Annotated in this window: 21 protein-coding genes and 1 tRNA gene; 13 read left to right on the top strand and 9 right to left on the bottom strand. The window is 60.1% G+C overall.

Annotation, left to right across the window (positions count from 1 at the left end; genetic code table 11):
* Positions 1-16 precede the first annotated feature (16 nt).
* Positions 17-93 (top strand) — tRNA-Met (locus FHT76_RS20855).
* A 376-nt stretch (positions 94-469) separates the two neighbouring features.
* On the opposite strand, the gene FHT76_RS20850 is transcribed toward FHT76_RS20855, so the two are convergent.
* From FHT76_RS20850 to FHT76_RS20830, 5 genes are all read right to left on the bottom strand, one after another.
* Complete coding sequence (locus FHT76_RS20850) at positions 470-1621, bottom strand: ABC transporter permease (RefSeq protein ID WP_183862527.1); 1152 nt, start codon at positions 1619-1621, stop codon at positions 470-472.
* Positions 1618-2835, bottom strand: a complete 1218-nt coding sequence (locus FHT76_RS20845; RefSeq protein ID WP_183862525.1) for an ABC transporter permease — start codon at positions 2833-2835, stop codon at positions 1618-1620. The genes FHT76_RS20850 and FHT76_RS20845 overlap by 4 nt, the downstream gene beginning before the upstream one ends.
* A gap of 1 nt (position 2836) precedes the next feature.
* Positions 2837-3817 (bottom strand): HlyD family secretion protein, encoded by a 981-nt coding sequence (locus tag FHT76_RS20840; RefSeq protein ID WP_183862523.1) that lies wholly within the window; start codon positions 3815-3817, stop codon positions 2837-2839.
* Positions 3818-4085: 268 nt separating this feature from the next.
* Positions 4086-6029 carry an adenylate/guanylate cyclase domain-containing protein gene (locus tag FHT76_RS20835; RefSeq protein ID WP_183862522.1) on the bottom strand — a complete coding sequence of 648 codons (1944 nt, stop codon included), beginning with the start codon at positions 6027-6029 and terminating at the stop codon, positions 4086-4088.
* Positions 6030-6031: 2 nt separating this feature from the next.
* Positions 6032-6703: a VIT1/CCC1 transporter family protein gene (locus FHT76_RS20830; RefSeq protein WP_183755955.1), complete on the bottom strand. Its 672-nt coding sequence runs from the start codon at positions 6701-6703 to the stop codon at positions 6032-6034.
* 105 nt (positions 6704-6808) lie between these two features.
* On the opposite strand from FHT76_RS20830, the gene FHT76_RS20825 reads away from it, so the two are divergent.
* Positions 6809-7066 (top strand): hypothetical protein, encoded by a 258-nt coding sequence (locus FHT76_RS20825; protein ID WP_183755954.1) that lies wholly within the window; start codon positions 6809-6811, stop codon positions 7064-7066.
* 140 nt (positions 7067-7206) lie between these two features.
* Here the strand turns inward: FHT76_RS20825 and FHT76_RS20820 are convergent, their stop codons facing one another.
* Entirely contained in the window at positions 7207-7671 is a 465-nt protein-coding gene (locus FHT76_RS20820; RefSeq protein WP_028758707.1) for a hypothetical protein, read from the bottom strand.
* A 192-nt stretch (positions 7672-7863) separates the two neighbouring features.
* Between FHT76_RS20820 and FHT76_RS20815 the strand changes: the two genes are divergently transcribed.
* The 11 genes from FHT76_RS20815 to FHT76_RS20765 all read left to right on the top strand — a co-directional run bounded on the left by FHT76_RS20815 (position 7864) and on the right by FHT76_RS20765 (position 18039).
* On the top strand, positions 7864-8874 hold the full coding sequence (locus tag FHT76_RS20815; RefSeq protein WP_183862520.1) for a LacI family DNA-binding transcriptional regulator: 1011 nt from the start codon (positions 7864-7866) through the stop codon (positions 8872-8874).
* A gap of 38 nt (positions 8875-8912) precedes the next feature.
* The gene (locus tag FHT76_RS20810) at positions 8913-10205 is read left to right on the top strand and encodes a sugar ABC transporter substrate-binding protein (RefSeq protein ID WP_183862518.1); all 1293 of its coding nucleotides are present in this window, start codon (positions 8913-8915) and stop codon (positions 10203-10205) included.
* Between the two features lie 71 nt (positions 10206-10276).
* A complete protein-coding gene (locus tag FHT76_RS20805; protein ID WP_016556916.1) occupies positions 10277-11209 on the top strand; it encodes a carbohydrate ABC transporter permease in 933 nt (310 codons plus the stop codon).
* Entirely contained in the window at positions 11202-12095 is an 894-nt protein-coding gene (locus FHT76_RS20800; protein WP_183862514.1) for a carbohydrate ABC transporter permease, read from the top strand. Before FHT76_RS20805 ends, FHT76_RS20800 begins: the two co-directional genes overlap by 8 nt.
* Before the next feature lie 3 nt (positions 12096-12098).
* A complete protein-coding gene (locus tag FHT76_RS20795) occupies positions 12099-13811 on the top strand; it encodes a GH32 C-terminal domain-containing protein (RefSeq protein WP_183862511.1) in 1713 nt (570 codons plus the stop codon).
* Between the two features lie 18 nt (positions 13812-13829).
* On the top strand, positions 13830-14876 hold the full coding sequence (locus FHT76_RS20790; RefSeq protein ID WP_183862510.1) for an ABC transporter ATP-binding protein: 1047 nt from the start codon (positions 13830-13832) through the stop codon (positions 14874-14876).
* Positions 14877-14983: 107 nt separating this feature from the next.
* The gene (locus FHT76_RS20785; RefSeq protein ID WP_016556920.1) at positions 14984-15181 is read left to right on the top strand and encodes a hypothetical protein; all 198 of its coding nucleotides are present in this window, start codon (positions 14984-14986) and stop codon (positions 15179-15181) included.
* Between the two features lie 60 nt (positions 15182-15241).
* A complete protein-coding gene (locus FHT76_RS20780; protein ID WP_183862508.1) occupies positions 15242-15886 on the top strand; it encodes an alpha/beta family hydrolase in 645 nt (214 codons plus the stop codon).
* A gap of 109 nt (positions 15887-15995) precedes the next feature.
* The gene (locus FHT76_RS20775) at positions 15996-16958 is read left to right on the top strand and encodes a glycine betaine ABC transporter substrate-binding protein (protein WP_183862506.1); all 963 of its coding nucleotides are present in this window, start codon (positions 15996-15998) and stop codon (positions 16956-16958) included.
* Positions 16955-17653 (top strand): L,D-transpeptidase, encoded by a 699-nt coding sequence (locus tag FHT76_RS20770; RefSeq protein WP_183862504.1) that lies wholly within the window; start codon positions 16955-16957, stop codon positions 17651-17653. Before FHT76_RS20775 ends, FHT76_RS20770 begins: the two co-directional genes overlap by 4 nt.
* A 95-nt stretch (positions 17654-17748) precedes the next feature.
* Positions 17749-18039 carry a hypothetical protein gene (locus FHT76_RS20765; protein WP_405049284.1) on the top strand — a complete coding sequence of 97 codons (291 nt, stop codon included), beginning with the start codon at positions 17749-17751 and terminating at the stop codon, positions 18037-18039.
* 38 nt (positions 18040-18077) lie between these two features.
* On the opposite strand, the gene FHT76_RS20760 is transcribed toward FHT76_RS20765, so the two are convergent.
* From FHT76_RS20760 to FHT76_RS20750, 3 genes are all read right to left on the bottom strand, one after another.
* The gene (locus tag FHT76_RS20760; protein ID WP_183862502.1) at positions 18078-20321 is read right to left on the bottom strand and encodes a glycoside hydrolase family 2 protein; all 2244 of its coding nucleotides are present in this window, start codon (positions 20319-20321) and stop codon (positions 18078-18080) included.
* A 148-nt stretch (positions 20322-20469) separates the two neighbouring features.
* Positions 20470-21381: an SMP-30/gluconolactonase/LRE family protein gene (locus tag FHT76_RS20755; protein ID WP_183862500.1), complete on the bottom strand. Its 912-nt coding sequence runs from the start codon at positions 21379-21381 to the stop codon at positions 20470-20472.
* A gap of 102 nt (positions 21382-21483) precedes the next feature.
* Entirely contained in the window at positions 21484-22305 is an 822-nt protein-coding gene (locus FHT76_RS20750; protein WP_259185776.1) for an SDR family oxidoreductase, read from the bottom strand.
* Positions 22306-22344: the final 39 nt, after the last annotated feature.

The following is a 22344-nucleotide window of genomic DNA, read 5'->3' as shown; positions in this document are numbered from 1 at the left end:
AGCCTCACCTTGAGGACGCGGGGTGGAGCAGCCCGGTAGCTCGTCAGGCTCATAACCTGAAGGCCGCAGGTTCAAATCCTGCCCCCGCAACCAAACAAACTTGAATATTTGCTCATTCAAGGCGCCTGATACAAAGCTCCTCCGCTCAAGCGTCGAGGAGTTTTTTGCGTTTCTGCCAAGTGTCGAGCTCGACGGCACGAAGCCGCGCTGAAAGACGCTCTTGGGTAATTTCGACTTCCGTTCGCGGGGCACGCGGTGTCGCCGATGGGATGGATGGGGTGCGAGGCCGCTTCGGGCCATGGCTTGACCGAGGGCATCCGAAAGATCAATACCGACCGGCCCGCTCTTTCCTGTTCCTACAAGCTGGGAGCAATGGAGCGCATTGATGTTTTGTCATGTTGTCTCGGGCCGGTTGCAAGACAGTAGTATGCACACGCCGATCTGTTGCCTTGCTGCGGGAGAGGGTTCCTCATGACATGAACACAGTTCGCCTGCTCCTGCTTTCGAGCAGGATGGCAATGGCGATATAGACGGCCGCCAGTACCCAAAGCGTCAGGAAGGGCTCGCGAACATCCGGAATGGAAGCGCCCATCTGCGATACGGCAACCATACCGTTTATTGCAGAGGTGCTGGGCAGCAGCGTCGCCACGGCGTGCAGGAAGGGCGGTATTGCTTCTGTCGGCCAGGAAAAGCCGGCGAGAAACAGGAACGGTATCCCCAAGGCGGCCGACACCAGTTGCACGGTCAGCGGATCGCGAAACAGGCCGGCCAGAACCATTCCCAAGGCGCTGACCGCAAGCACGAAGGGCAGGGCGAAGGTGAATATCGAGAGCGGCGTTCCCAGGCGGGGGATACTGTAGAGATAGGGAAGCGCAATCAAGTAGAACGACATGATGACGGTTTCGAGGATCAAGTAAGCTAGCAGCTTCCCGCAGACAGCTGCGGCGGGACCTGCCGATGCGGCCAGTTCGCCGCTGAGTGCATCGTTTTTGTAAGTGCCGAGCAAGCCGACGCCAATCAGAAGCGTCTGCTGCAGGATCAGAACGAAGGCGGCGGGAAGGATGTAGGTCGCGTAGCCGCCCTGGGGGTTGAATAGCGTGACTGCCGTCAGCGGCATCGGGTCGGCGGCGGCGGCGGCAAGCGCAGGATCGACGTGGGCGGCAGTCAGCCTTGCCGTTTCTACCTCAGCTCCCATCGTTCGCGCGACAGAGGCAACGCCGCCGGACAAGCGCTGATAAACCAAAAAATAGCTGGAATCCGCATATAGCGCGATTGGCGACTGGCGATGGTGCAGCAATTCCCGTTCGAAATACTGAGGGATCACAAGCACTCCAAAGAGATTGCGCGCGTAGATGTCTCGCTGGGCGCTGGCTTGATCGGGAAAGACCCCGCCGACCGCGACATCGGCGGAGGCATCGACGCGCCTTGCCAACGCGCGGCTGCTATCGGTCCCGTCTAGGTCGACGACAGCAATCGGCACATCCCGCAACACTTCCGTGCGATAGGGCTGCGGGTAGAACGCGGCGTAGACGACGGATGCAAGAATGAGGACGGCGAAGGCCGGTTTCAGCGAGAAGATACGCACCAACTCGATCCGGCAGACTGTCAGGATGGCCTTCATTCCGGGGCTCCTTCGACAGTTGTTTGCGGGAGCGGCAGCGGCCGGCCGCGGGCGCGGATGATCTCGAGCCGCAGTGCGGTCAGGCTTGCTAAGAGCAGCACCATGAAAAGCAGGACGGTGATGGGCTTCCAGGAGAGGTTGACCGGCGTCCCCCTTATGGTCTGGTCGATGCGCGCCATCAGGTACCAGGTACCCGGGATCATCTGCCCCCAGTGATAGGCAAACGCGTTCATGCCGATCCGCGGGAAGCCGATGCCCATGAAACCAAAGGCAGGCGCCATCAGCAGGGTGCCGATGCTGATCGCGCTTGCCATCGGCCGCAGCAGCAGTGCAAGAAGTACTCCGATGAACTGGTCGGCAAGGATGAACAGAATGCCGGCAAGGATCAGCATATAGCGGTTGCCGCGCAAAGGCATGTCGAGCACACCGAACAGCACCCAATCGGAAATGCCAAGCACGACAAGAAAGAGCAGGGTGTAGGGCAGAATCTTCCCGGCCATCGCCGGCCACAATCCGCCGCCCAGGCGTCTCAGGACGCGAAGACGATGGGGCGTTTCGACATCAAGCCCGACGGCATAGGCCATTGTCGTGACAATGATGACTTGAAGGACGCTCGGAAGCAAAGCTGCGAGGAGAAAATGCGCATAGTTCAGCGTGGGGTTGAAGAGCGGATTGACCTGGACCGGGATCGGCGCCAGCGAGGCTTGCGCCGCTTCGAGCGGTTGTCCTTCCGCCGTTCGCAGCGACAGCCGAATGCCGGCCGCAACAGCAGGCACGGCGGCATTGATGCCACGCAGCGCGAGATTGCCCGATGTCATCGTCTGTGTGTTGTAGAAGAAGACGACTTCCGGCCGGCGTCCCCCATAGACGTCGCGTTCGAGATTGAGCGGCAACATCAGAAGACCGCGGACCTGACCCGACAGGATCAGCTGCCTGCCTTCCGCGAGATCACTGACGCGGCGCGCGACAGCTGTATCCGGTGTCGCATCCACGGTGCGAATGATCGTCCTTGACAGGTCGGTGCCGTCGAGATCGAGCACCGCAATCGGAAGCCGGGTCGCCAGGCCCGCGCTGAACACGATTGCCAGAGATCCCATCAGCAGCAGCGGCAGAACGGTCGTTAAAAACAGCAGAAGGCGTCGCCGAGAGAAGCGATCGAATTCCCTTCTGAAGACGACAAGGAGGCCGGGGCGGAGCCGCCCCTTCGCCATCATGTCAATGCCCCGCCAGCGGCCATGACGCGATGGCGCTCATGCCAGGGCGCAAGCCTTGGATCTGTTCGACGGGGTTTGCCCGTACCTCGAATGTCCGAAGATCGAAGTCGCCGGTCGCGCGCGTGGCTCGCCACGTCGCATATTGCCCCTGCGCGTTGATCGTCGTGACCTTCACCGGAATTCTGGCATTGTTCATCGCCGGTACGGTGACATCGAGGCTGTCTCCGATTTTCAGCCCTCTCAACAGATCCTCGCGCACGTTAAACGTGAACCATGGATTTTGCAGATCGATGAGCGAAAACAAGGGAGCGCCGGCGGAGAAATTCTCGCCGAGTTCAGCCACGCGCGTCGTCACCTGCCCAGAGATCGGGGAGTGAATAACCAATTCCGCAACGTCAGCCTGTTGCTGGTTCAGCGCCGACTTCGAGCGCTCGACTTGGGTCGCCGCGAGCGCCTTTTCTTCCTTGCTGGCGCCGGCGACCGCCAGTGCAAGATTGGCTTCGGCTGACTCGCGCTTGCGGATGGCCGCCTCCAGGTTGCGCGTTGTTTCGTCAACACGGGACTGCGTCGAGGCGCCCGTCGTGATCAGTTTTGCCTGGCGGGTGGAGTCCTCCTGATAAAGCGTAACGTCGGCGTCAGCGGCTGCCAATTCGGCCTTGCGCGCGGCGATTGTCTCGGGTCGGGTGCTGTTGACCCGAACGAGATCCGCTTCGGCGACAGCAAGTGCTGCTTCGGCCTGATGCAGCCCCGCGACAAGCTGCGGACTTTCCAACTCAGCGATCACCGCACCGGCTTCAACCGTATCGCCGACGTCGGCATTAAGCTTGGCAATTCTGCCCGAAACGCGCGGGCTGATGTCGACCCGGTTGGCTGAAACTTCGCCTTGAACGATAAGCGGTGGCGGTCTTGTCGCAAACCATAGAAGTGTCCCAAGACCGATAAGAACCGCGAAGCCAACCAGAACACGAACCAATCGCCACATTCAATTCGTTCTCCAAATAACAAGGCCAGTTTGGACACGCTTGCTGATGACAGAAAGGCCGCCACCCGTCTTGGATAATCGTGACATCACTATACGCAACAGACCAAAATCACAAAAGCACCATGGCGAAAATCACAGCGCGCCGCCCGTCACCGATGAGCGCTTTGTACGCCTGGCCAGGGGCTGAATAGGTTGCTTGGCGTATTGATAGGCGTAAATCCGCCGGTCAAGATGATATCGACACCCGATTTTCATAGTCCATGCCGCGTCACCCGCGAAGCTCGTAAAGCTCAGTTTGACCTCTACGGCCCCTGACGCTGACCGTGCCGATAAACGCGAAGCTGAAGCTTACTTCGACCGCGTCGCGGATCGCGTTGCTTACCAGGATTGAGGTTCCGTAGTCCCGGTTCAGGCCCTCCAGGCGCGAGGCGATGTTAACAGTATCGCCGATGGCGGTATATTGCCGGCGGCTCTCGGCACCGACGCTGCCAACGACGGCCGGGCCGGTGTGCAGGCCGAAGCGGGTGACTAGTTCGGGGCGACCATCGGCACGGTTGGACGCATTCATCGTGTCGATCGCCGCTTTCATCGCCAGGGCGCAGCGGCAGGCGTTTTCGACGTGCCGGCCGTCGCGGATGGGCGCATTCCACATCGCGAAAATGGAGTCGCCGATATATTGCACGATCGTGCCGCCGTGGTGCTCGACGATCACATTGAGTGCTTCGAAATAGCTGGAAAGCAAGGCAACGACGTCTTCAGGCGAATGTCGCTCGGAGATCGTCGTGAACTCGCGGATGTCGGTGAAGAGGACGGTGATCTCCTGCCTGGAGGCCGAGCCTATGGCTGATTGGCCGGCAATAACGATCCTGCGAACGAGCTCGCGCGGAACATAGAGCGCAAACGTCCGAATGGCATCACGTGCGGAGCCCAGCGCCGTTGCCAGGGCGTTGACCTCTGAGATCCAGGAGCGTGCGACGCGACTCTTTCTAAATTCCAGATTGCCCAATTGCCTTGCCTCGTCGGCCAATGCATAGAGTGATCGGCTGATCAATCGGGAGATGATGATCGCGGCGATCGCGCCAGCCGCCAGGAAGGCGGCCGCGGCAGCCAGGTTTCGTCTCAGCGTACGCTCGACCGGCCCGACGAGATCGTCGAGTGGCGCGGCGATGACGACCGTATAGTCTTTCAGCAAGCCGGCTACTTCGGCATGAAAACTCTGGGCGAGATATTCACGACCGTTCACGCCCAAGCGCACGACTTCGCCGTCCGCCACGCCACTGCCGTGCGCCATGTTCGTGACCGCTGGAATAGCGGGATCCATCGTTGCCACGTCCGTAGCCGTCAGCGTCCGGCCGCGTCGAAGCTGATCGCGCAGCTTTGTCATGACCGCACTGTCGGAATGCACGATCAGACGGCCCGTATCATCGAATACATAGGCGTGCGCCTGTTCCGAGACCGCACCGACATCGACGACTTCCCCGAGCGTCAGAAGCATTACATCGGCGCCGATCACGATGCGATCCCTGCCCGCCACAGGTTTGGCCAAGGTCAGGGTCAAATAATTGGTCGCGGCCGAAATGTAGGGGCCGACCGAGGTTGTTCGCCCCTCGGAAAGCGGGACGGTGTACCAGGGCCGAAAGCGTGGGTCGAAGACGTCGTCACGATCGGCGCGCCGAGTGATAAGGCGGGAGTCTTTGTCGAAAAAGGTCCATGTTGTCACCGGGATGCCGAGGACCTTGGTGATGGTGCGAATGGTGAATGCGGCGCCGGCCGGCGCATTCAACGTGTCGCGCCAGGCCGGATTTGCACCAATATCGATGGCCTGTATGTAGGTCCCGTCCGGATATCCGATGTGGACCGCGTCTATCCGGAAGGACGACTTCAGCAGTTGCAGCAGGAGGTTGCGCTTCGCTGGCAGGTCCCGGGGAGGCGGCGTAAGCATTTGCGGGACTGCCGAGGCCGTCTCGATGGCGGCATATCCGCTGCTGAAAACATTGCGATAATCCTCGATGGTACGAAGGCCGAGCTGACGCATTTGCGCTTCACCCGCGGACAGGGCGGTCACCTTGCCTTGCGTATAGGCCATCCAAACGAGCGGCAGTGCCGTACAGGCCAGCAGCCCGACAATGATGACGCTGAGATGCAAGCGCAGGGGAAATGCCCAGCCCAATGGCGTCCTCGCTTCCATCTCGGGCCTGTCGCGGTGTTCCATTCCTAACCCCCAAGAGCGATCGCGATGCCGACCAGCCCGAGGCCGAGGCACGTCATCGTTATGCCTGCGTTGAGCGGTCTCGCGTCCGAAAAATGCGCCCAGGCGTAGCCCGTCAGGAAGAGCAGGGCAATCAGCAGAAAATTGCTGGTTCTCAGGGCAAGGTCGGCGCTGCCGATCATGAAGAAAGGAATAACTGCGGGCAGTGAGGTCGCCGACACCAAGAGGAAGACAATCAAAGCAGCGAGAAGGTCGTCCCTCGACAGACGAAGCTTGGCGGGGCTTCCGCGTCGTGTGAGGTCGAGCATGGCTTTGTAGAGCGCCTCTTCATCCGCAGCCACAGAAACAAGCGGTTCGTCGTGGAGCGGAAATTCCTTCCTGAGCGCGGAGATCGCATCCTGCTCGCTTCTGGCGGACCTGATCTGTCGAAGGACGCGCCCGCGCCTGCTCTTGTAGAACACCGTGCCCAAGACAAACAGCACGGCGTCGATGATGCCCCATGCCACGTTGCAGCCGATTGTCCCGACGATCAGCTCCCGAACATCAAGGCCCTCCTGGCTGAAAATGAGCCGTGAGCCCACGGTAAAAGTAAGGGCCATAATCAGTCCGAAGAGGACTTCGCCGAGAGCATCGCCCGGGTCAATTACCTCCGTGATGTGGGGTCTGCCGAATTCCACCACTTGCCAGATCCTCCCGGTTGCTGGTTCCTCAAATGGAACGATCCGACCCCTCAATGATTACGTATGCAGACTCTAGAATGCGATAGGGACCGGAGGCAATCGATGAGCCGTGAGCGCGGGCGCAAGAAACTGATGCTGAGGATCCCCGAGATCCGCCATTTCCTCGCCTCCCCGGCAAGCGAGACACTGAGCGATCTCTTCGAATCGTACGATCTGGCAGCCGATTGCCTTGAACGCTTCCGTGCGGCAAGCCCGACGGATGAACGGCGGGTCCTCGAGTATGAGGGACTCTGTCGTGAGATCGAGGCGGAAGTGGTGGTGTACTGCGGCGAACGATACGGGAAGCAGATGCGTTCGTGACGTGCCACGATGACCCTCGTTGCCCGAACGGGGCTTACAATACAACATGTCCGACCGAAACGCCCGTCCCGAGGGCCAGGACTTTCGAGAAATCTGTCGATGCGCTATCCATCCCGTATCCCAGGACCCCACCCGCGCCGTTACTCGACAGGCGGCTCCCATGTCAGAAAGAAGCCGACGTCGCCGGGCATGCCTCCCGGGAAATTGATGATCGCCGCTTTCAGGCCGTAACCCTGTGGCTTTGCGACCTGTTCGAACAGATCGTAGAGTTCCTTGGCTTTGCCCTGCAGGGTATTCTGCCAGCCCGGAAGGTTGTTGTTGATGCCGCGACCGCTGTCCGAGCAGAGGCTGGACGGGAAGCTGTAAATCATTGCTTCGTATTTTCCGTCCGCGGCGGCCTTGGTCACCAGGCGCTTGATGATCGCACGCTCATTTTCGCCAACGTGCTTCTGGAAGAAGTCCTCGAGGAACTCTGAGTGTTTCTTCGCTTCGCGCGCCTTGATCTTTTCGTCGCGTTCCATCTCCGCGAGCTGAAGCTCAAGAGCACGCTTGCGCAGATCTTCAGCGCTGGTCATTGGTTGAGGGGTGGTCTCGCTTGCAGTCATCGCCATGTCCTCCAAGTTTTCCAAAGGATAAAATGAGTATGGGCGCTTAGGCAGTAAGATACGCGTCGCGTGCGGTAGTATACGGTATATTACGCGGCGGGCCACAGGTTCGCGATCACAGCGATCGATTCCAATGCCACCTTCATACTTGACAAAGCGGTGGGGTAGTCCTATTGGGTAAACGATAACCCAATGGAGGATGGGGTGACGGTATCGCTTTCAGACATAGCGGAACGGGCGGGAGTCTCGATCAAGACTGTCTCCGGCGCCCTGCATGGCGGTTCCGCCCGCATGTCGGAAGAGACGCGCTCGAGGATCAAGATGATCGCCGACGAACTCGGCTATGTCACCAATCTCGCTGCCAGAGGCATGCGGCAGGGTTGGCTGCCGTTGATCGGCGTCGTTGCCGACGAGCTCATTACGTCACCCTTTGCCACCGAGATCATCCGCGGCCTAGATGGTGCTGCTCGGACGGCGGAAATGGCCGTCTTTGCAATGAATCTCAACGGTACCCGCGACGTTGGTTCGGTTCTGGAGGAAGTTCGTCGCTTTCGCCCTCGAGCCATCGCCTATGCGGCGATGTACCACAAGACGGTGGCGCTGCCGGAAGAACTGGTCGGAAATGTCGGCATCATGATCAACTGCAGCGAAGCCAACGGCCGCGTGACCTCGCTGGTGCCTGACGAAGAGGGGGCTGCTGTGGAGATCACGCGTCACCTCGTCGCCGCCGGGCGTCGCCGCATTGCGTTTATCAATCTTCCGGGCCTTCTCGCCGGCGAATTGCGCGAGCGCGGCTTTCGCAGGGCACTCGATGAGGCAGGCCTTGCCCCGATCAGCGTGCTGCCGGCGGTTCGTCGCCCTGTCTATAGTGATCGCGCGCCCAGCCTGGTCGCAACACACGTTGCTGCACTCATGAGCGCGGGCGTGCGCCCGGACGCCATTCTCTGTGGTAACGATCGTGTCGCCATGGAGGTGTATTCCGCTCTGCGGCGCGCGGGTGCTCGCATTCCCGACGACGTCGCGGTGGGGAGTTTCGACAACCAGGTCGAGATCGCCACGCGGCTCGATCCGCCGCTGACGACGATGGCCCTTCCGCATCGCGCGATGGGTCGGCTAGCGGCGGAGATACTGCTCAGTGATGAGCCGGCGCCGCCGGACACCCGACGCCTGCCGTTCCAACTCATCAGCCGATCTTCCATTTGAAATTCAAGACAGCGTCCCACTCAAGGAGGAGAACTAAAATGGGTAAACGTTTACTTTCAGTGCTTCTGGCATCGGCTTCTCTTGCCGTCACAGCTGGTCTGGCGGAAGCCAAGACTGTCATTCACATGATGCACCAGGGCGATCCGGGTTGGGTAAAGACCTACGGCGATGTTGCGAAGCGGTTCGAGGAAGCGAATCCGGATGTCGACGTCGAGCTCATCTATGCCCCGCATGATGCCTACAATGAGAAGTTCAGCGCGGCTGTGATGGCCAAGCAGTTGCCAGACATCATGGAACTCGATGCGCCGTTTCTTGCCAACTATGTGTGGTCGGGATACCTGCAGCCGATCAAACCGTTGATCGAGAAGGATATTCTTGACGACATGACGCCGTCGAACGTCGCGCAGGGTACCTATCCGATCGACAAGGACCTCTATGCAGTCGGTCTGACCGACTCCTCGGTGGTGCTCTATGGCAACAAGAAGTACCTCGAGGCGATTGGCGCACGTATTCCGAAGTCCGTCGACGACGCCTGGACGAAGGCCGAATTCGAAGGGTACCTGGAAAAGCTCTCGAAGCTCGACGGTGTCAAATGGCCGATCGACACGTTCCGCGGCTATGGCATCAAGACGGAGTGGATCACCTATGCCTATGGGCCGCTTCTCGACTCGGCAGGTTGCGATCTGATCGACCGGACATCCTGGAAGGCGACGGGTACCCTCGACAGTGAGGCCTGTGTCAATGCGCTGACGATGATGCAGACGTGGGTCAAGAACGGATGGGTCGTTCCGGGTTCTTCAGGCACAAACCAGTTCTACGCCGATGGCAAACCGGCCGCATTGGCGCTCGGCGGTCACTGGTTCTACGCGGAGGCGGCCGCAGCGATGAAGGACGATATCGTCGTCATGCCGCTGCCCAAGCTCGGCGACAAAGGGGTCAGCCCGAACGGCACCTGGATCTGGGGCGTCACGAAGTCATCAGAGCATCCCGACGTTGCCGGCAAGTTCCTGAGCTTCCTTCTGAAGGACAAAGCCTACCGCGAGTTTGCCAAGGAGAATTCGGGCTTCCCTGGGCTGAAGAGCTTTGCCGCCGACTCGCCGGTCTATGCTCCGGGTGGACCAATGGCGGTTGCCTTCGAACAGGCATCGAAGACTGCTGTCGCTCGTCCTCCACATCCCGCTTATCCGACGATCACATCTGCCTTCATGCAGGCCGTCGACAAGATCTTCAATGGCGGTGACGCCAAGGAAGCGTTGTCGGAAGCCGCGCAGAAGATCGACGAGGACATCGAGGACAACGCCGGCTACCCGCCCTTCGACACACAGCAGTAAGCCCCTTGCCGCCAGGTCGTCCCTGTAGGCGGCCTGGCGGCAACGCCCTTAGTTTTCAGGAGGAGGAGATCATGACTTTGCAACAATCGCCCGTCGCCGGGCGGCTCCGCCCCGGCGGGCGGCGGGATCCGCGTCGGCTGGCACAGGAAGCGCTGATGATCGCACCTGCTGTCCTGCTTCTCGCCTTCTTCCTGATTGCGCCGTTCCTGTTGTCGTTCTGGACGTCCATGACGAACCAGCCGCTGGTGCCGCGGCCAACGCCGGTTCGGTTCGTCGGATTGCTGAACTTCCAGCGTATCTTCAAAGATCCGTTGTTTTGGACCTCGTTGTGGAATGTGTCGCGATTTACGTTCTGGGTCCTGCCGGTCCAGTGTGGCCTTGCTTTCGCAACAGCCCTGCTGCTGCACCAGAAGATACCTGGCCGCAATCTGTTGCGTGGCATGTTCTTCCTGCCAGCAATCACCTCAATGGTCGTCGTCTGCGTCATCTGGGGTACGCTGTTCCAGTATCCAAGTGGACCGTTCAACCAGATCATAGGCTTCCTGTCCGGAGGCCGGATCCAGCCGATCGACTGGTTGGGTGACCCAAATTGGGCGATGTTCTCGATCGTGCTGCTTTCCGCCTGGCAGGCCTACGGCTTCCAGATGATCGTCTATCTCGCAGGCCTCCAGGGAATACCGGACGAACTCTATGACGCCGCCAAGATCGACGGCGCGAACGCGCTGGGACGGTTCTGGCATGTGACGATGCCGGGCCTGCGGCCGACCCATGTCTTCGTGCTGGTCATTACCACCATTCAGGCGTTCAAACTCTATACTCAGGTCGCCATCCTCACCCAGGGCGGACCAAAGGGGAGCACCGAAACCGTCGTGCACTACATGGTACGAGCCGGATTCGAGGAGCAGAAGCTCGGCTATGCTTCGGCCGTCTCCGTCATCCTGTTCGTCATCGTACTCGTAATCGCGCTCATCCAGCGCAAACTCTTGAGGCGCTTCGATGTCTGATCTCGTCATGAGCCAAGCGACGCCGGTCGTGAAGCCTTGGGCTTCCAGCAAGGCGTCATTCCACCTCGTCCAGGCTATCTGCATCTTTATCATCGCGCTGGTGGTGATCTCGCCGTTGTTTATGCTGTTGATTGCCAGCCTGAAGGACGATCGCTTCCAGATTTTGGCGGATATGGGCAGCTTCCGCGCCTTTTGGGTCTCCGATCCGACTCTCGCCAACTTCAAGGAAGTCGCACACTTTTCGGGCGAACTGGCCTTCGGCCGCTACCTCCTGAATTCGCTGCTGATCCTTGCAGTCACCGTCGGCGGCGGCCTCGTCGTCAATTCCATGGCCGGCTTCGTGCTGGCCTGGGGCTCGCTGCGCGGCAAAGCCGTGTTGCTCGCCTTAGTCGTTGCTCTCTACGTCATTCCGCAGGAGAGCATCATCATGCCGCTGGTCGTGATGGTTTCGCGCGCCGGCATGACAGATACGTTCGCCGTGCAGATTCTTCCCTGGGTCGCGAGCCCTCTTTACATCTTCCTTTTCTACCAGTTTTTCGCTCAGCTTCCCAAGGAACTCTACGAGGCGGCAGAGATCGATGGCGCTTCGGTTTTCCGTATCTATCGCTCGATCTATATGCCGCTCAGCCTGCCGGCGCTGGCCACCGTCTCGATCCTCATGGGGATCGAGAGTTGGAATCAATATCTTTGGCCGACCCTTGTGACGCAAACCGACTATGCACGACCGATATCGGTGGCCATCGCCACCTTCTTTGGCCAGGACAGCATTTATTGGGACCGTGCCATGGCTGCCTCCGTTCTTATGATGATCCCGATCCTTGCTCTCTACCTCGCTTTCCAGCGCTGGTTCGTGAGTTCGTTCGTCGGCTCTGCCGTGAAAGGTTGATTGATGACAATCCAAACAGGAACTCTCTCGCTGTCTCGGGAGAATGTGAGTGCCGACCTATGCGCAGGCGACGTGATCCATGTCTGGTTGAGGGCGCTCATTGCGGATACTGCGGCTTCTGTCTCGGTCACCGTTGAGGGCGTCGAGCTCGCCGCAGTGGCTTCCACGAGGACAGAAGAGTTTGAGTTCCAGCCCATCGTTCTGCCAGCAGGCGGCAGAGTTGTACTGAGCTATGAGCCGTCGATCACGGCTGTCTCAGTGATCTACAGCTTCGATCCAGCGAGTGTGCTGGAAGAGGGCATTCGCGTGCTACACTTCGCAGCGGCGAATGCGCCGCCTCAACTCCCCGCCGGGTATCATTTCCGTCCACCCTTCGGCTGGATGAACGACCCCAATGGTTTAGGCCGCTTCGGCGGAAAGGCACACCTTTTCTACCAGCACTACCCGCATCGCTCGCGGTGGAATACCATGCATTGGGGGCATGCGGTCTCGCAGGACTACCTGCACTGGACGCACCTTCCGGTCTTCCTATTCCCGGCAGCCGAACTTTCGATGCGTGATGATGGCCGCGGAGGCGCGTTCTCCGGGTCGGCCATCCCGATCGCGACAGACGGCGGAGAGCAGATCCGCGTCTTTTTCACCGAACAGGTGCGAGATCGGAAGCCGGAAGAGCAGATACAGCTTTCGGCCACCAGTGCGGATCAGGTTTCTGCGGGTAATCCCTCGATTGCCCTGCCGGAGCGCCCCGAAGGACTGGGGCTGACTTTGGATTTTCGCGATCCCTATGTGTTCAAGGGACCCGACGGTCTCTGGAAGATGTTGGTCGGCAGCCGTGACAGGTCCGGCGGCGTGATCCTCCTCTATGAAACATCTAATGAAGACGCCGCTGGCGGATGGACCTTTGTCGGCGTCCTGCATCGCGAGGATCGCTTTGGCATGACAGCCGCCGAATGCCCGTGCATGCTCCCGCTGGGCAATGTCGCAAGCGATGAGACACGTTGGGCTCTGATTTTCGGCCTGCTGACCAGTCGCGATCCGGCGACCGGACGCCGCAACATGTCGTCCGTCACCGTCGGTCGGTTCGATGGTCGCGAATTCCAACCGGAATTTGAGCAGGAACTCGACTTCGGATCGGACGCCTACGCCTTCCAGGCCTTCGTCGACCATGATGGACCTGTCGGCCTGGCCTGGCTGGCGAATTGGACGGACGTCTCCAAGATCGTCGATTTTCCGACCGCCATGACGTTGCCGCGTCGCGTTCTCCTTGATGGACGCGCGGTCCTGACACCGCCCCTGGAGGCCGTCGATGGCCTGCGGCACCAGCTTCTTGATGATGCCAGGTTGCTGGCCGGCGCGACCGTGGAGTTTGTGGACGGAGCCGCCGAAATTCTGCTCGATCTGACGCAAGCCGGGGCACCCTTCGAGCTCAGTTTCGACCACCCCGAGATCGGCCTTGGCGTGCGCCTCGACGACGAAGGGCTAGCGATCCTCTTCGATACAGGAACGGGCAAGCCGTCTCCGCGCTATCTGGCTGCCGGCGCGAGGCCGGCGCAGGTGCGGATCTTCATCGATACCGGCTCAATCGAAGTCTTCGCGGATAAAGGCCGATGGGTCGGAACGAAGCGTATTCCGAGCTTTGCGGCAGTACGATCCGCAACGATGAAGGCCGCCACCGACAGCGTCGCGGCTGCTCGCGTCTGGCAAATCAAGCTCTGAACGTAGGGAGGAAGTAGCATGGCATCCGTCGCGATCGAACAGGTTCGCAAGCAATATGGCGCCATCCCCGTGATCCATGGCGTGTCCGTGGATATAGAGGATGGTGAGTTCGTCACGCTGGTCGGACCATCCGGCTGCGGCAAGTCGACCTTGTTGCGCATGCTTGCCGGACTGGAGGACATTAGCGGCGGAGAGATCCGCATCGGCGGGCGTGTCGTCAATGATGTGGCGCCGAAGGAACGCGATATCGCGATGGTCTTCCAGAGCTACGCTCTGTACCCGCACATGACGGTGGCGGAGAACATGGGCTTTGCGCTCAAGCTACAGGGGCAGGACAAGGCGGCGATCGGCCGGCGCGTACAGGAGGCTGCGGACATTCTGGCACTTGAGCCGCTGCTCGACCGCCTGCCGAAGCAATTGTCCGGCGGCCAGCGGCAACGCGTGGCGATGGGACGTGCGATCGTACGCCACCCGAAAGTCTTCCTGTTTGACGAACCTCTGTCGAACCTCGACGCCAAATTGCGGGTGACGATGCGCGCCGAGATCAAGGAACTGCACCAGCGGCTGAAAACGACAACTGTCTACGTCACCCACGATCAGATCGAGGCAATGACGATGGCTGACAAGATCGTCGTCATGCGCGCCGGGCAGATCGAGCAGGTCGGCAGACCACTCGAACTCTACGATCGGCCAATCAACACCTTCGTTGCGACATTCATCGGCTCGCCGGCGATGAACCTGTTTGAAGGCAGCGTCGTGAATCAGGAATTTTGTCTGGACCAGGGTGTTAGGCTTCCCATGCCGCGTTGCGAGATGCCGGCTGACGTTCACACCTACGGCATCCGACCGGAACACCTCACCATTGCCGCGGAGGGCGTCTTGGCGACCGTTGTGGTGGTGGAGCCGACGGGAGCAGAAACACATGTAATCATGGAGATCGGAACGCAGACGGCAGCGATGGTGCTGCATGACCGGGTCGCGTTGCAGCCGGGCGAACGGATAAAGGTGGCGCCCGACTTGTCCAAGGCGCATCTCTTTTCGGTCGAGGGAAACCGGCTCAACTGAGCACGATTTCGACCGGACCGCATCGTGCTGCGCCGAGGGACGTTGATGGGTGACGTTGGAACATTTAGCGCTGTCGCAGGTTGCTTCTGGAAATTAGGAGCGAAGCGATGCTGATCCTTGAAGAAATTCTCCTCGTTTCTGCCGATCGGGTGGCCTGCTGCCGTGGTCAGCTCGAGTTGGATCTCGACCAGATGATCCTGCAACTCGAGCGGTCGGGATTCTCCCGCAAGGAAATTCTGGTCGCGATGAGCGAAATGATCAGCGAAGAATTCTCGGCACTTCCCGACATGCCGAAATTCCACTGACAGCGTCTGTTTCTTTCCACCAAGATGGTGGTGCCTCGCTCATTGCGCTATGACATCGCAATGAGCGAAAACTTCCTGATCACTGGCCCGGACAATCCTGCAGCGACGATCCTGCTTGCACATGGCGCCGGTGCGCCTATGGACTCCAAATCCATGGCCGCCGCCGCCGAAGCTCTTGCCGCAGTCGGGTTCCGGATTGCGCGCTTCGAATTCGCCTACATGGCCGCTCGCCGGACGTTCGATGCTCGAAGGCCACCGCCGAAAGCGGAAACCTTGATTCCGGAATACAGGGACGCGGTAAGGGCGCTTGCGAGCTCCGGGCCGCTTATTATTGGCGGCAAGTCCATGGGTGGGCGAGTGGCGAGCATGGTAGCCGACGACCTGCACGCGGAGGGCGCGATCTGTGGATTGTTGTGCCTCGGCTATCCTTTTCATCCGCCCGGCAAGCCGCAGCAACTGCGCACGGCGCACCTCAAAAATCTGCGCACGCCAACGCTCATTTGCCAAGGGACGCGCGACGAATTCGGGACTCGTGAAGAGGTTTCGACCTATCCGCTTTCCCCGGCAATATCAGTCCTTTGGCTTGAAGACGGCGATCACGATCTTGCGCCGAGGAAGAAAATTTCCGGCTTCTCCGTCGCCGATCACCTCACGACCATGGCCGTCCGCACCAGCGCTTGGGCACGCGAAAACTGCCTTCGGTAGGGCCAAACGTGAACGTCAACTCGACTTGACGGATGTAAGCGCTTTATGCATGTTCGCCTGCAAGATGTGACGTGCATTTCTACCTTTCTCGCATATTTGGGGGGCAGGCATGACGAAGTGCGTAGCATGTTCAGGGCTCTTTTCATCCGTTTTTGCCGCAGCGCTCGCAGTGAGCAGTGCGGCCTTTGGCGCCGATCTGGTGATCGCGATGCCGAACTGGCCCTCGGGGCAGGCGACGGCAAATATCCTCAAGGTCAGTATTGCTAAGGAGTTCGGGCTTAATGCCGATGTGCAGGAGCTTGGGACGCTGCTCGCCTTCAACGGCATGGAGAAAGGCACTGTCGACATCCAGCCGGAGGTCTGGCAGCCCAATCTTGAAAACGTCATCAAGACCTTCGTCACCGAGAAGGGCGTCGTGGTTCTCGCCAAGCATGGCGTGCCGGCATGGCAGGGCATCTGCGCGACGCCCGCTGCCGCCGAAAAGGGCCTGAAGTCGATCACCGACCTCAGCGATCCGGAAAAGACGAAGATTCTCGATACTGACGGTGATGGCAAGGGCGAGATGTGGCTTGGCGCACCGGCATGGGCCTCGACGGGGATCGAACGTGTCAGAGCGAACACCTACGGCTATGCCAAGGACCTGACGTTGGTCGAATCGGAAGAGGAAGTCGCGCTGGCGGGACTGGACATCGCCATCGCCACGAACCAGCCGCTGGTCTTTGCCTGCTACGCACCCCACTTCATCTTTGACCTGCATAAGATCGTGCGCCTCGCGGAGCCGCCGCACGATGCCAGCAAGTGGCAGCTGGTCGGTGCCAACGATCCGCTTTGGATCACCAAGTCGACGGCATCGACAGCTTGGGACACCGCCAATTTCCGCATTGGCTACGCGGCTGCTTTTGCAAAGAAACACCCGGACATCGCCTCGTTCCTGGAAAAGATCGATTTCACGCCGGAAGAGGCGACGGCGATGAGCTATGCGCTCGAAGTCGAGCGCGTCCCGCCGCTCGACTACGCGACAAAATGGGTCGCCGACAACGCAAAGCGTGTGGATGGGTGGGCTAGCAAATGATGGCACGCGACGAACTTCCGGCGAAGGCGAAAAAGACTCGGCGCACACGCAAGTTGACGGCGGCTCTGATTGCAGCGGGCGTGTGTATTGGCCCGCTCGCCGCTTGGGCGCAGACACAAATCTATGATTCCAAAACGCATACCTGGGTGAACTACGACAAGAAGAAGGCGCGCCAGTACTATGCACGCAACAACCAGGCGCCAGAAGCATTCCGAATGCAGACGGTGACGTTCCGAACGGCGGAGCCGCCGGGAACGATCATCATCGATGGCAACCAGCATTTTCTTTACCTTGTCCAGCCGGGCGGGCAGGCAATCCGGTATGGTATCGGTGTGGGGCGCGAAGGCTTCGGCTGGGCTGGGATCGTGCGCGTTGGTCGGATGGCGGAGTGGCCTACCTGGACGCCGCCGGCCGAAATGGTGGCGCGCGACCCAAATGCGGCCAAATGGGCGGCCGGAATGCCTGGCGGACCGGAAAATCCACTGGGTGCCAGGGCCCTCTATCTCTACGAAGGCGATCAGGACACGATCTACCGCATCCATGGTACCGCTGAGCCCTGGACGATCGGCCTTGATGTGTCGTCAGGCTGCATCCGCATGAATAACAATGACATCACTGATCTTGCATCGCGGATCAAGATCGGCGCCAAGGTCATCGTGTTGATGCAGGGGGCGGCGCTCTACAAGGGCGTCTGAGAATGGGGACGGCGTCGCGCCGGAAACAGACAATCTAGTCGGGGGACAGGATTTTGCTGCAGAACACTGCGAAGGGAATTTCGATCGGTCGGCTGATGGCCGCAATGACGAGTGCGGCGCTGCTTGGCGCTTGCACACCGACGCCACCGGCGCCTGAAAGCATGGCCCGCACCACGCTGCAGACGGCTCCGGCGGATCTGCAGCTGCTCTGCGCCAATTCTGCTGCCGGGGTTGACGGTCCGAACGCCAAGGTATTGCCCACCGCATCTCGGCAATTACCCGACGGCACCTTCGCCGTCGATCTCGACGCCGGCGGCAAGAAGTTCTCATGCGTCGTCGATAACAACGGGACCGTCCGGTCGGTGCAGCCGGCGCAGTCCGGCTGATGGCACGCCCCGCCATATCGGGCGTGCCGACTATCTGCTCAAACGGCCGCCAGTTCGATCTTGACCGCGGGGAAACGGCTGCAATTTGCCTGTAGGCTGATCGTACCGGTCAATCCGGTCGCCTCCAACCAGAAGCCGACAGTGCCGCCCTGTAGCGGTACCGATGCCGGCCCAACGATTTTTGCCGGCCCATCGACCTGCACCGTGACATTGTCATTCATGAAAGGCAGGCGCTGTCCCATCTGATCAAGCGCTCGGATGATAACGCGGGTCGTGTCGCGTTCGCGCGCCTTCAGCGTCGTGCTGTCGGCGGCGACCTGCAGCGTTGTTGGCAGCGGATCGGCTGCAAGGGTCAAACTGGCGACGGGTTCGCCGGCGATGTAGCCGGTGAATTCGCCATCGATCCATTCAAGCCCCCACGTGCCAAGCTCGTCAGGCGTGAAGTGACGATGGTCAAGAACGACAGGCGGGTGTGGCAGATGCGGGTAGTTCTCGCGGTCCGGCCCAATCCGCTTCGTCAGCGAGCCGTATCGCAATTCGATCTCGTCGCAGTTGGTCAGAATGATCAACGGCAGAACGCCTCCGATATTGCGCTCACCGCGCGCCCAGAAAGTGACGGGCTTCATGACGATCTCGTCAGACGGATCGCATTGGCTGGCATAGACATAGGCGGCAAACTTCGGTTCGCGGAACATGTCCATGACGCCGTGGTAGCAGATCCGGTCGCCGGAGCCGAAGTCCTTGTGGGTGTTGTAGTCGAACATGCACCAGCCGATCGCGCCCGCGATATCAGGATCGCCATAGGCTGCATTCAGCACTTCGAGATGCCGGCGAACATGTTCGGCTTGCCTGGCTTCTTGGTCGTAGATCTTGGTGGGATACATGTGGCCACCGAACTCGGTGATCATGTAGGGCACCTTATACGACAGGCCGGTGGATTCCTGCTGCGGGCGGAGCGCTGTGCGCGGGCGGTTATTGCCGGGCAGCTCCTCGTTGCCGAGGATGAAGTCGTTCATCGTGTAGACGTCTTCGAGCAGTTCGCTGTCCGTTATGTAGCGGACGCCGCCGGTCTGTCGCGTATGGTCGAGCGCCCGGGCAAGCCGGTTCGTCTCGACATAGAAGTCGTGACTGTCCTGTGACTCGTTGATGCGAACGCCCCAGATGATGATCGAGGGATGGTTCCAGTCGCGTTCGATCATGCGACGGACGTTGCGGATCGATTCCCGTTGCCACTCCTCGTCGCCGATATGCTGCCAGCCCGGAATTTCCTCGAAGACCAGAAGGCCAATGCGATCGCACCGATCGAGGAACCATTTCGATTGCGGATAGTGCGAGGTGCGGACGATGTTGCACTTCAGCACCGATTTCATGATGTCGGCGTCGCGCTCCTGGGCTGATCTGCCCGCGGCATAGCCGACATAGGGGAAAGCCTGGTGACGATTGAGACCGCGAAGCTTCATCGGCCGGCCGTTGAGAAGAAAACCTCCGGTCGTGAACTCGGCGGTGCGGAAGCCGAAGTTCGAGGAGACCCGGTCGGAACCGTGGCTTGTCTTCAATTCGACGGTAATTTCGTAGAGTGCCGGGTCGTCGATATCCCAGAGCGACATGCCGGTCAGGCTATCGAAAACGAGCGTAGGATTTTCGCCGGTCGTTTCTGCGGACACGGTGGCGAGCACGCGCCCATCTTCATCCTTCAGCGACGCCGATACTGAGCCCAGGAAGGTGAGCTGTTGCGGATTGGCAAGATCGATACGCACGCTGGCCGACTTTTCCTCAGCCAGCACGTTGTGGGTTTCGATCTTCAGGTTGGCAACCGAGATAGGGTCCGTGACCTTCAGCCAGACGTCCCGATAGATGCCCGCATAGGTGAGGTAGTCGATACGACCGCCGAAGGGCGGAATCGCGGGGTTTTCGCTCCCGTCGATCTTTACAGTGACCAGATTGTCGCCGATGACCAGCCTGCCGGTGAGGCGGGCCTCGAACGGCGTGTAGCCATCATTGTGGGCGATGATTTCTTCGCCGTTGAGATAAACGACGGCATCGGCCATGGCGGCGTCGAAGACCAGCGAGACCTCACGACCCTCGAACTCGGGCATCCAGCGCAGGATCTTTTGATAGGTGAATGCCCGCTGGTAGCTCTTCTCGTCGAAGTAGTTGAAAGGCAATTCAACGGCCGTATGCGGCAAGCTAACGGTCGCCGCGCCGTCGAAGCCCTCGAGCAGACGCTGGCCGAAGCCCTCACGGAAACTCCAACTCTCGTTGAAAGAAACAACGGAACGCATCTCAGGCTCCCATGGAAAAAGCGGTGCGAACGGATTGGCGCCGTTGAAGGGCGCAGGAAAATTCAAGCATCGGTGGGTCTTTCCGGGTGGAGATGCCTAGCTTGCTAGGCAGCGCTGACGTTCTGGTTCGATGGCGCGTGGTGCTATCCTATGGATACTGGGCGCCGTTGGTGGTGGTGTAAATCGAATAGAGCGATTGGGTGGCGGTGATGAAGAGGCGGTTCTTTTTCACGCCGCCGAAGGCGATGTTTGAGACCGTCTGCGGCACCTTGATCTTGCCGAGCAGTGTGCCGTCGGGCGCGAAGCAATGAACGCCGTCGGCAGCGCTGGTCCAGAGGTTACCGCTGACGTCGAAGCGGAAGCCATCCGGCACGCCGCTGTCAATCGAGCAGAAATACCGGCTGTTCGCGAGCTTTTTGCCGTCGACGATGTCGAAAACGCGGATGTGGCGGGGGACCTCATGGTTACGCGAGCCGGAATCGGCAATGTAGAGCTGCTTTTCATCAGGCGAAAAGGCAAGGCCATTGGGCTGGATGAAATCGGTGGCGACAGCTTCGATCTCTCCCGTCGGAGCGTCGATGCGGTAGACGTTGCGGGTTTCCTGTTCAGGCTCGGCCTTGTGGCCTTCATAGTCGGACATGATGCCGTAGCTCGGATCGGTGAACCAGATCGAACCGTCCGACTTGACGACGACGTCGTTCGGAGAGTTCAGTCGCTTGCCTTTGTAGCTGTCGGCCAGCACCGTGATGCGGCCGTCGAATTCAGTACGGGTGACGCGCCGGCCGCCATGCTCGCAGGAGATCAGCCGGCCCTGGCGGTCGCGGGTGTTGCCGTTGACGTAATTGGACGGTGAGCGGAAAACCGAGACACTGCCGTCGGGCACCCAACGCATCATCCGCTCATTGGGGATGTCGCTCCAAATCAGGCAATTCAGGTCCGAGAACCAGACGGGGCCTTCTGCCCAGCGGCAACCGCTATAGAGCTCCTCCAGCCGGGCGCTGCCTGCAATCAAGCCAGTGAAGCGATCGTCACGGATGTCATAGAGCGCATCTTCCAACACAGGCCAGCTCCTCCCAAGCGATGTGATGACGCTCTTCGTAAACGTAAACGGTGATGTGTTCCAGAGCCGGGCGCCGGCAAAGGCGTCCGGCTTCGCATTTTTTCAGAGGGCTGTGTCCGGATGCGGCGAACCGTCATAGGCGCCCCAGATCGATTGGTCGAAGCAGATCATCGATCCGGTCATGAGGCCGGATTCCGCCGAGGAAAGATAGGCGCAGGCGCGTGCCACTTCCTCCGGATCGACGAGGCGGCCGAACGGCTGGCTGGCCGCCGCTTTTTCGAGCCAGTCGGCCGGTGCTCCGTGGAATTCCCGCTGAATGCGATCCTCACCCTCGGATGCCATCCAGCCGATGTTGAGGCCGTTGACACGGATGCGGTTGCGAAGCAGCGCGTAGGCGGTGTTCTTCGTGAGGGTTTCCAAGGCACCCTTGGAGGCGCAATAGGCGGCGATGAACGGCTGCCCTGCCTTGGCCGACATGGAGCCGATATTGACGATGGTGCCCTCGATCTTCTCGCGCCGCATTACCTTCACCGTTTCCTGCATCAGAAAGAACGGCGCGCGGACGTTGATGGCGAACATGGCGTCGAAGAGTTCCGGGCTGGTATCGAGGATGGTGCCGCGGTCGGTGATGGCCGCCGCGTTCACCAGCGCATCGACGCGGCCAAACGTCTGGTCGCAGACATGAACGACGTTTTTCGCATCCTCGACCTGACCGAGATCGGCCTTCACGTAAACGACCTTGACTCCGGTGGCGGCGGCGATCTCGTCGGCTTTCGCCTTGCCCTTCTGCTCGTTGCGCCCGCAAATGACGAGGCCTTTGGCCCCGCGCTCGGCGAAGAGGCGGGCGATTGTCGCGCCAAGCCCTTGCGTACCGCCCGTTACGATCGCGATTTTGCCGTCGAAGCGGCTGTGGTCTGTTGTCATGCACTCCTCCTTTGAATGATGGTCAATATGCCGAAAGCT

The organism is Rhizobium sp. BK176 (assembly GCF_024808055.1).
The sequence above is the reverse complement of the archived record's forward strand: the minus strand, read 5'-3'. Positions and strand labels throughout refer to the sequence as shown.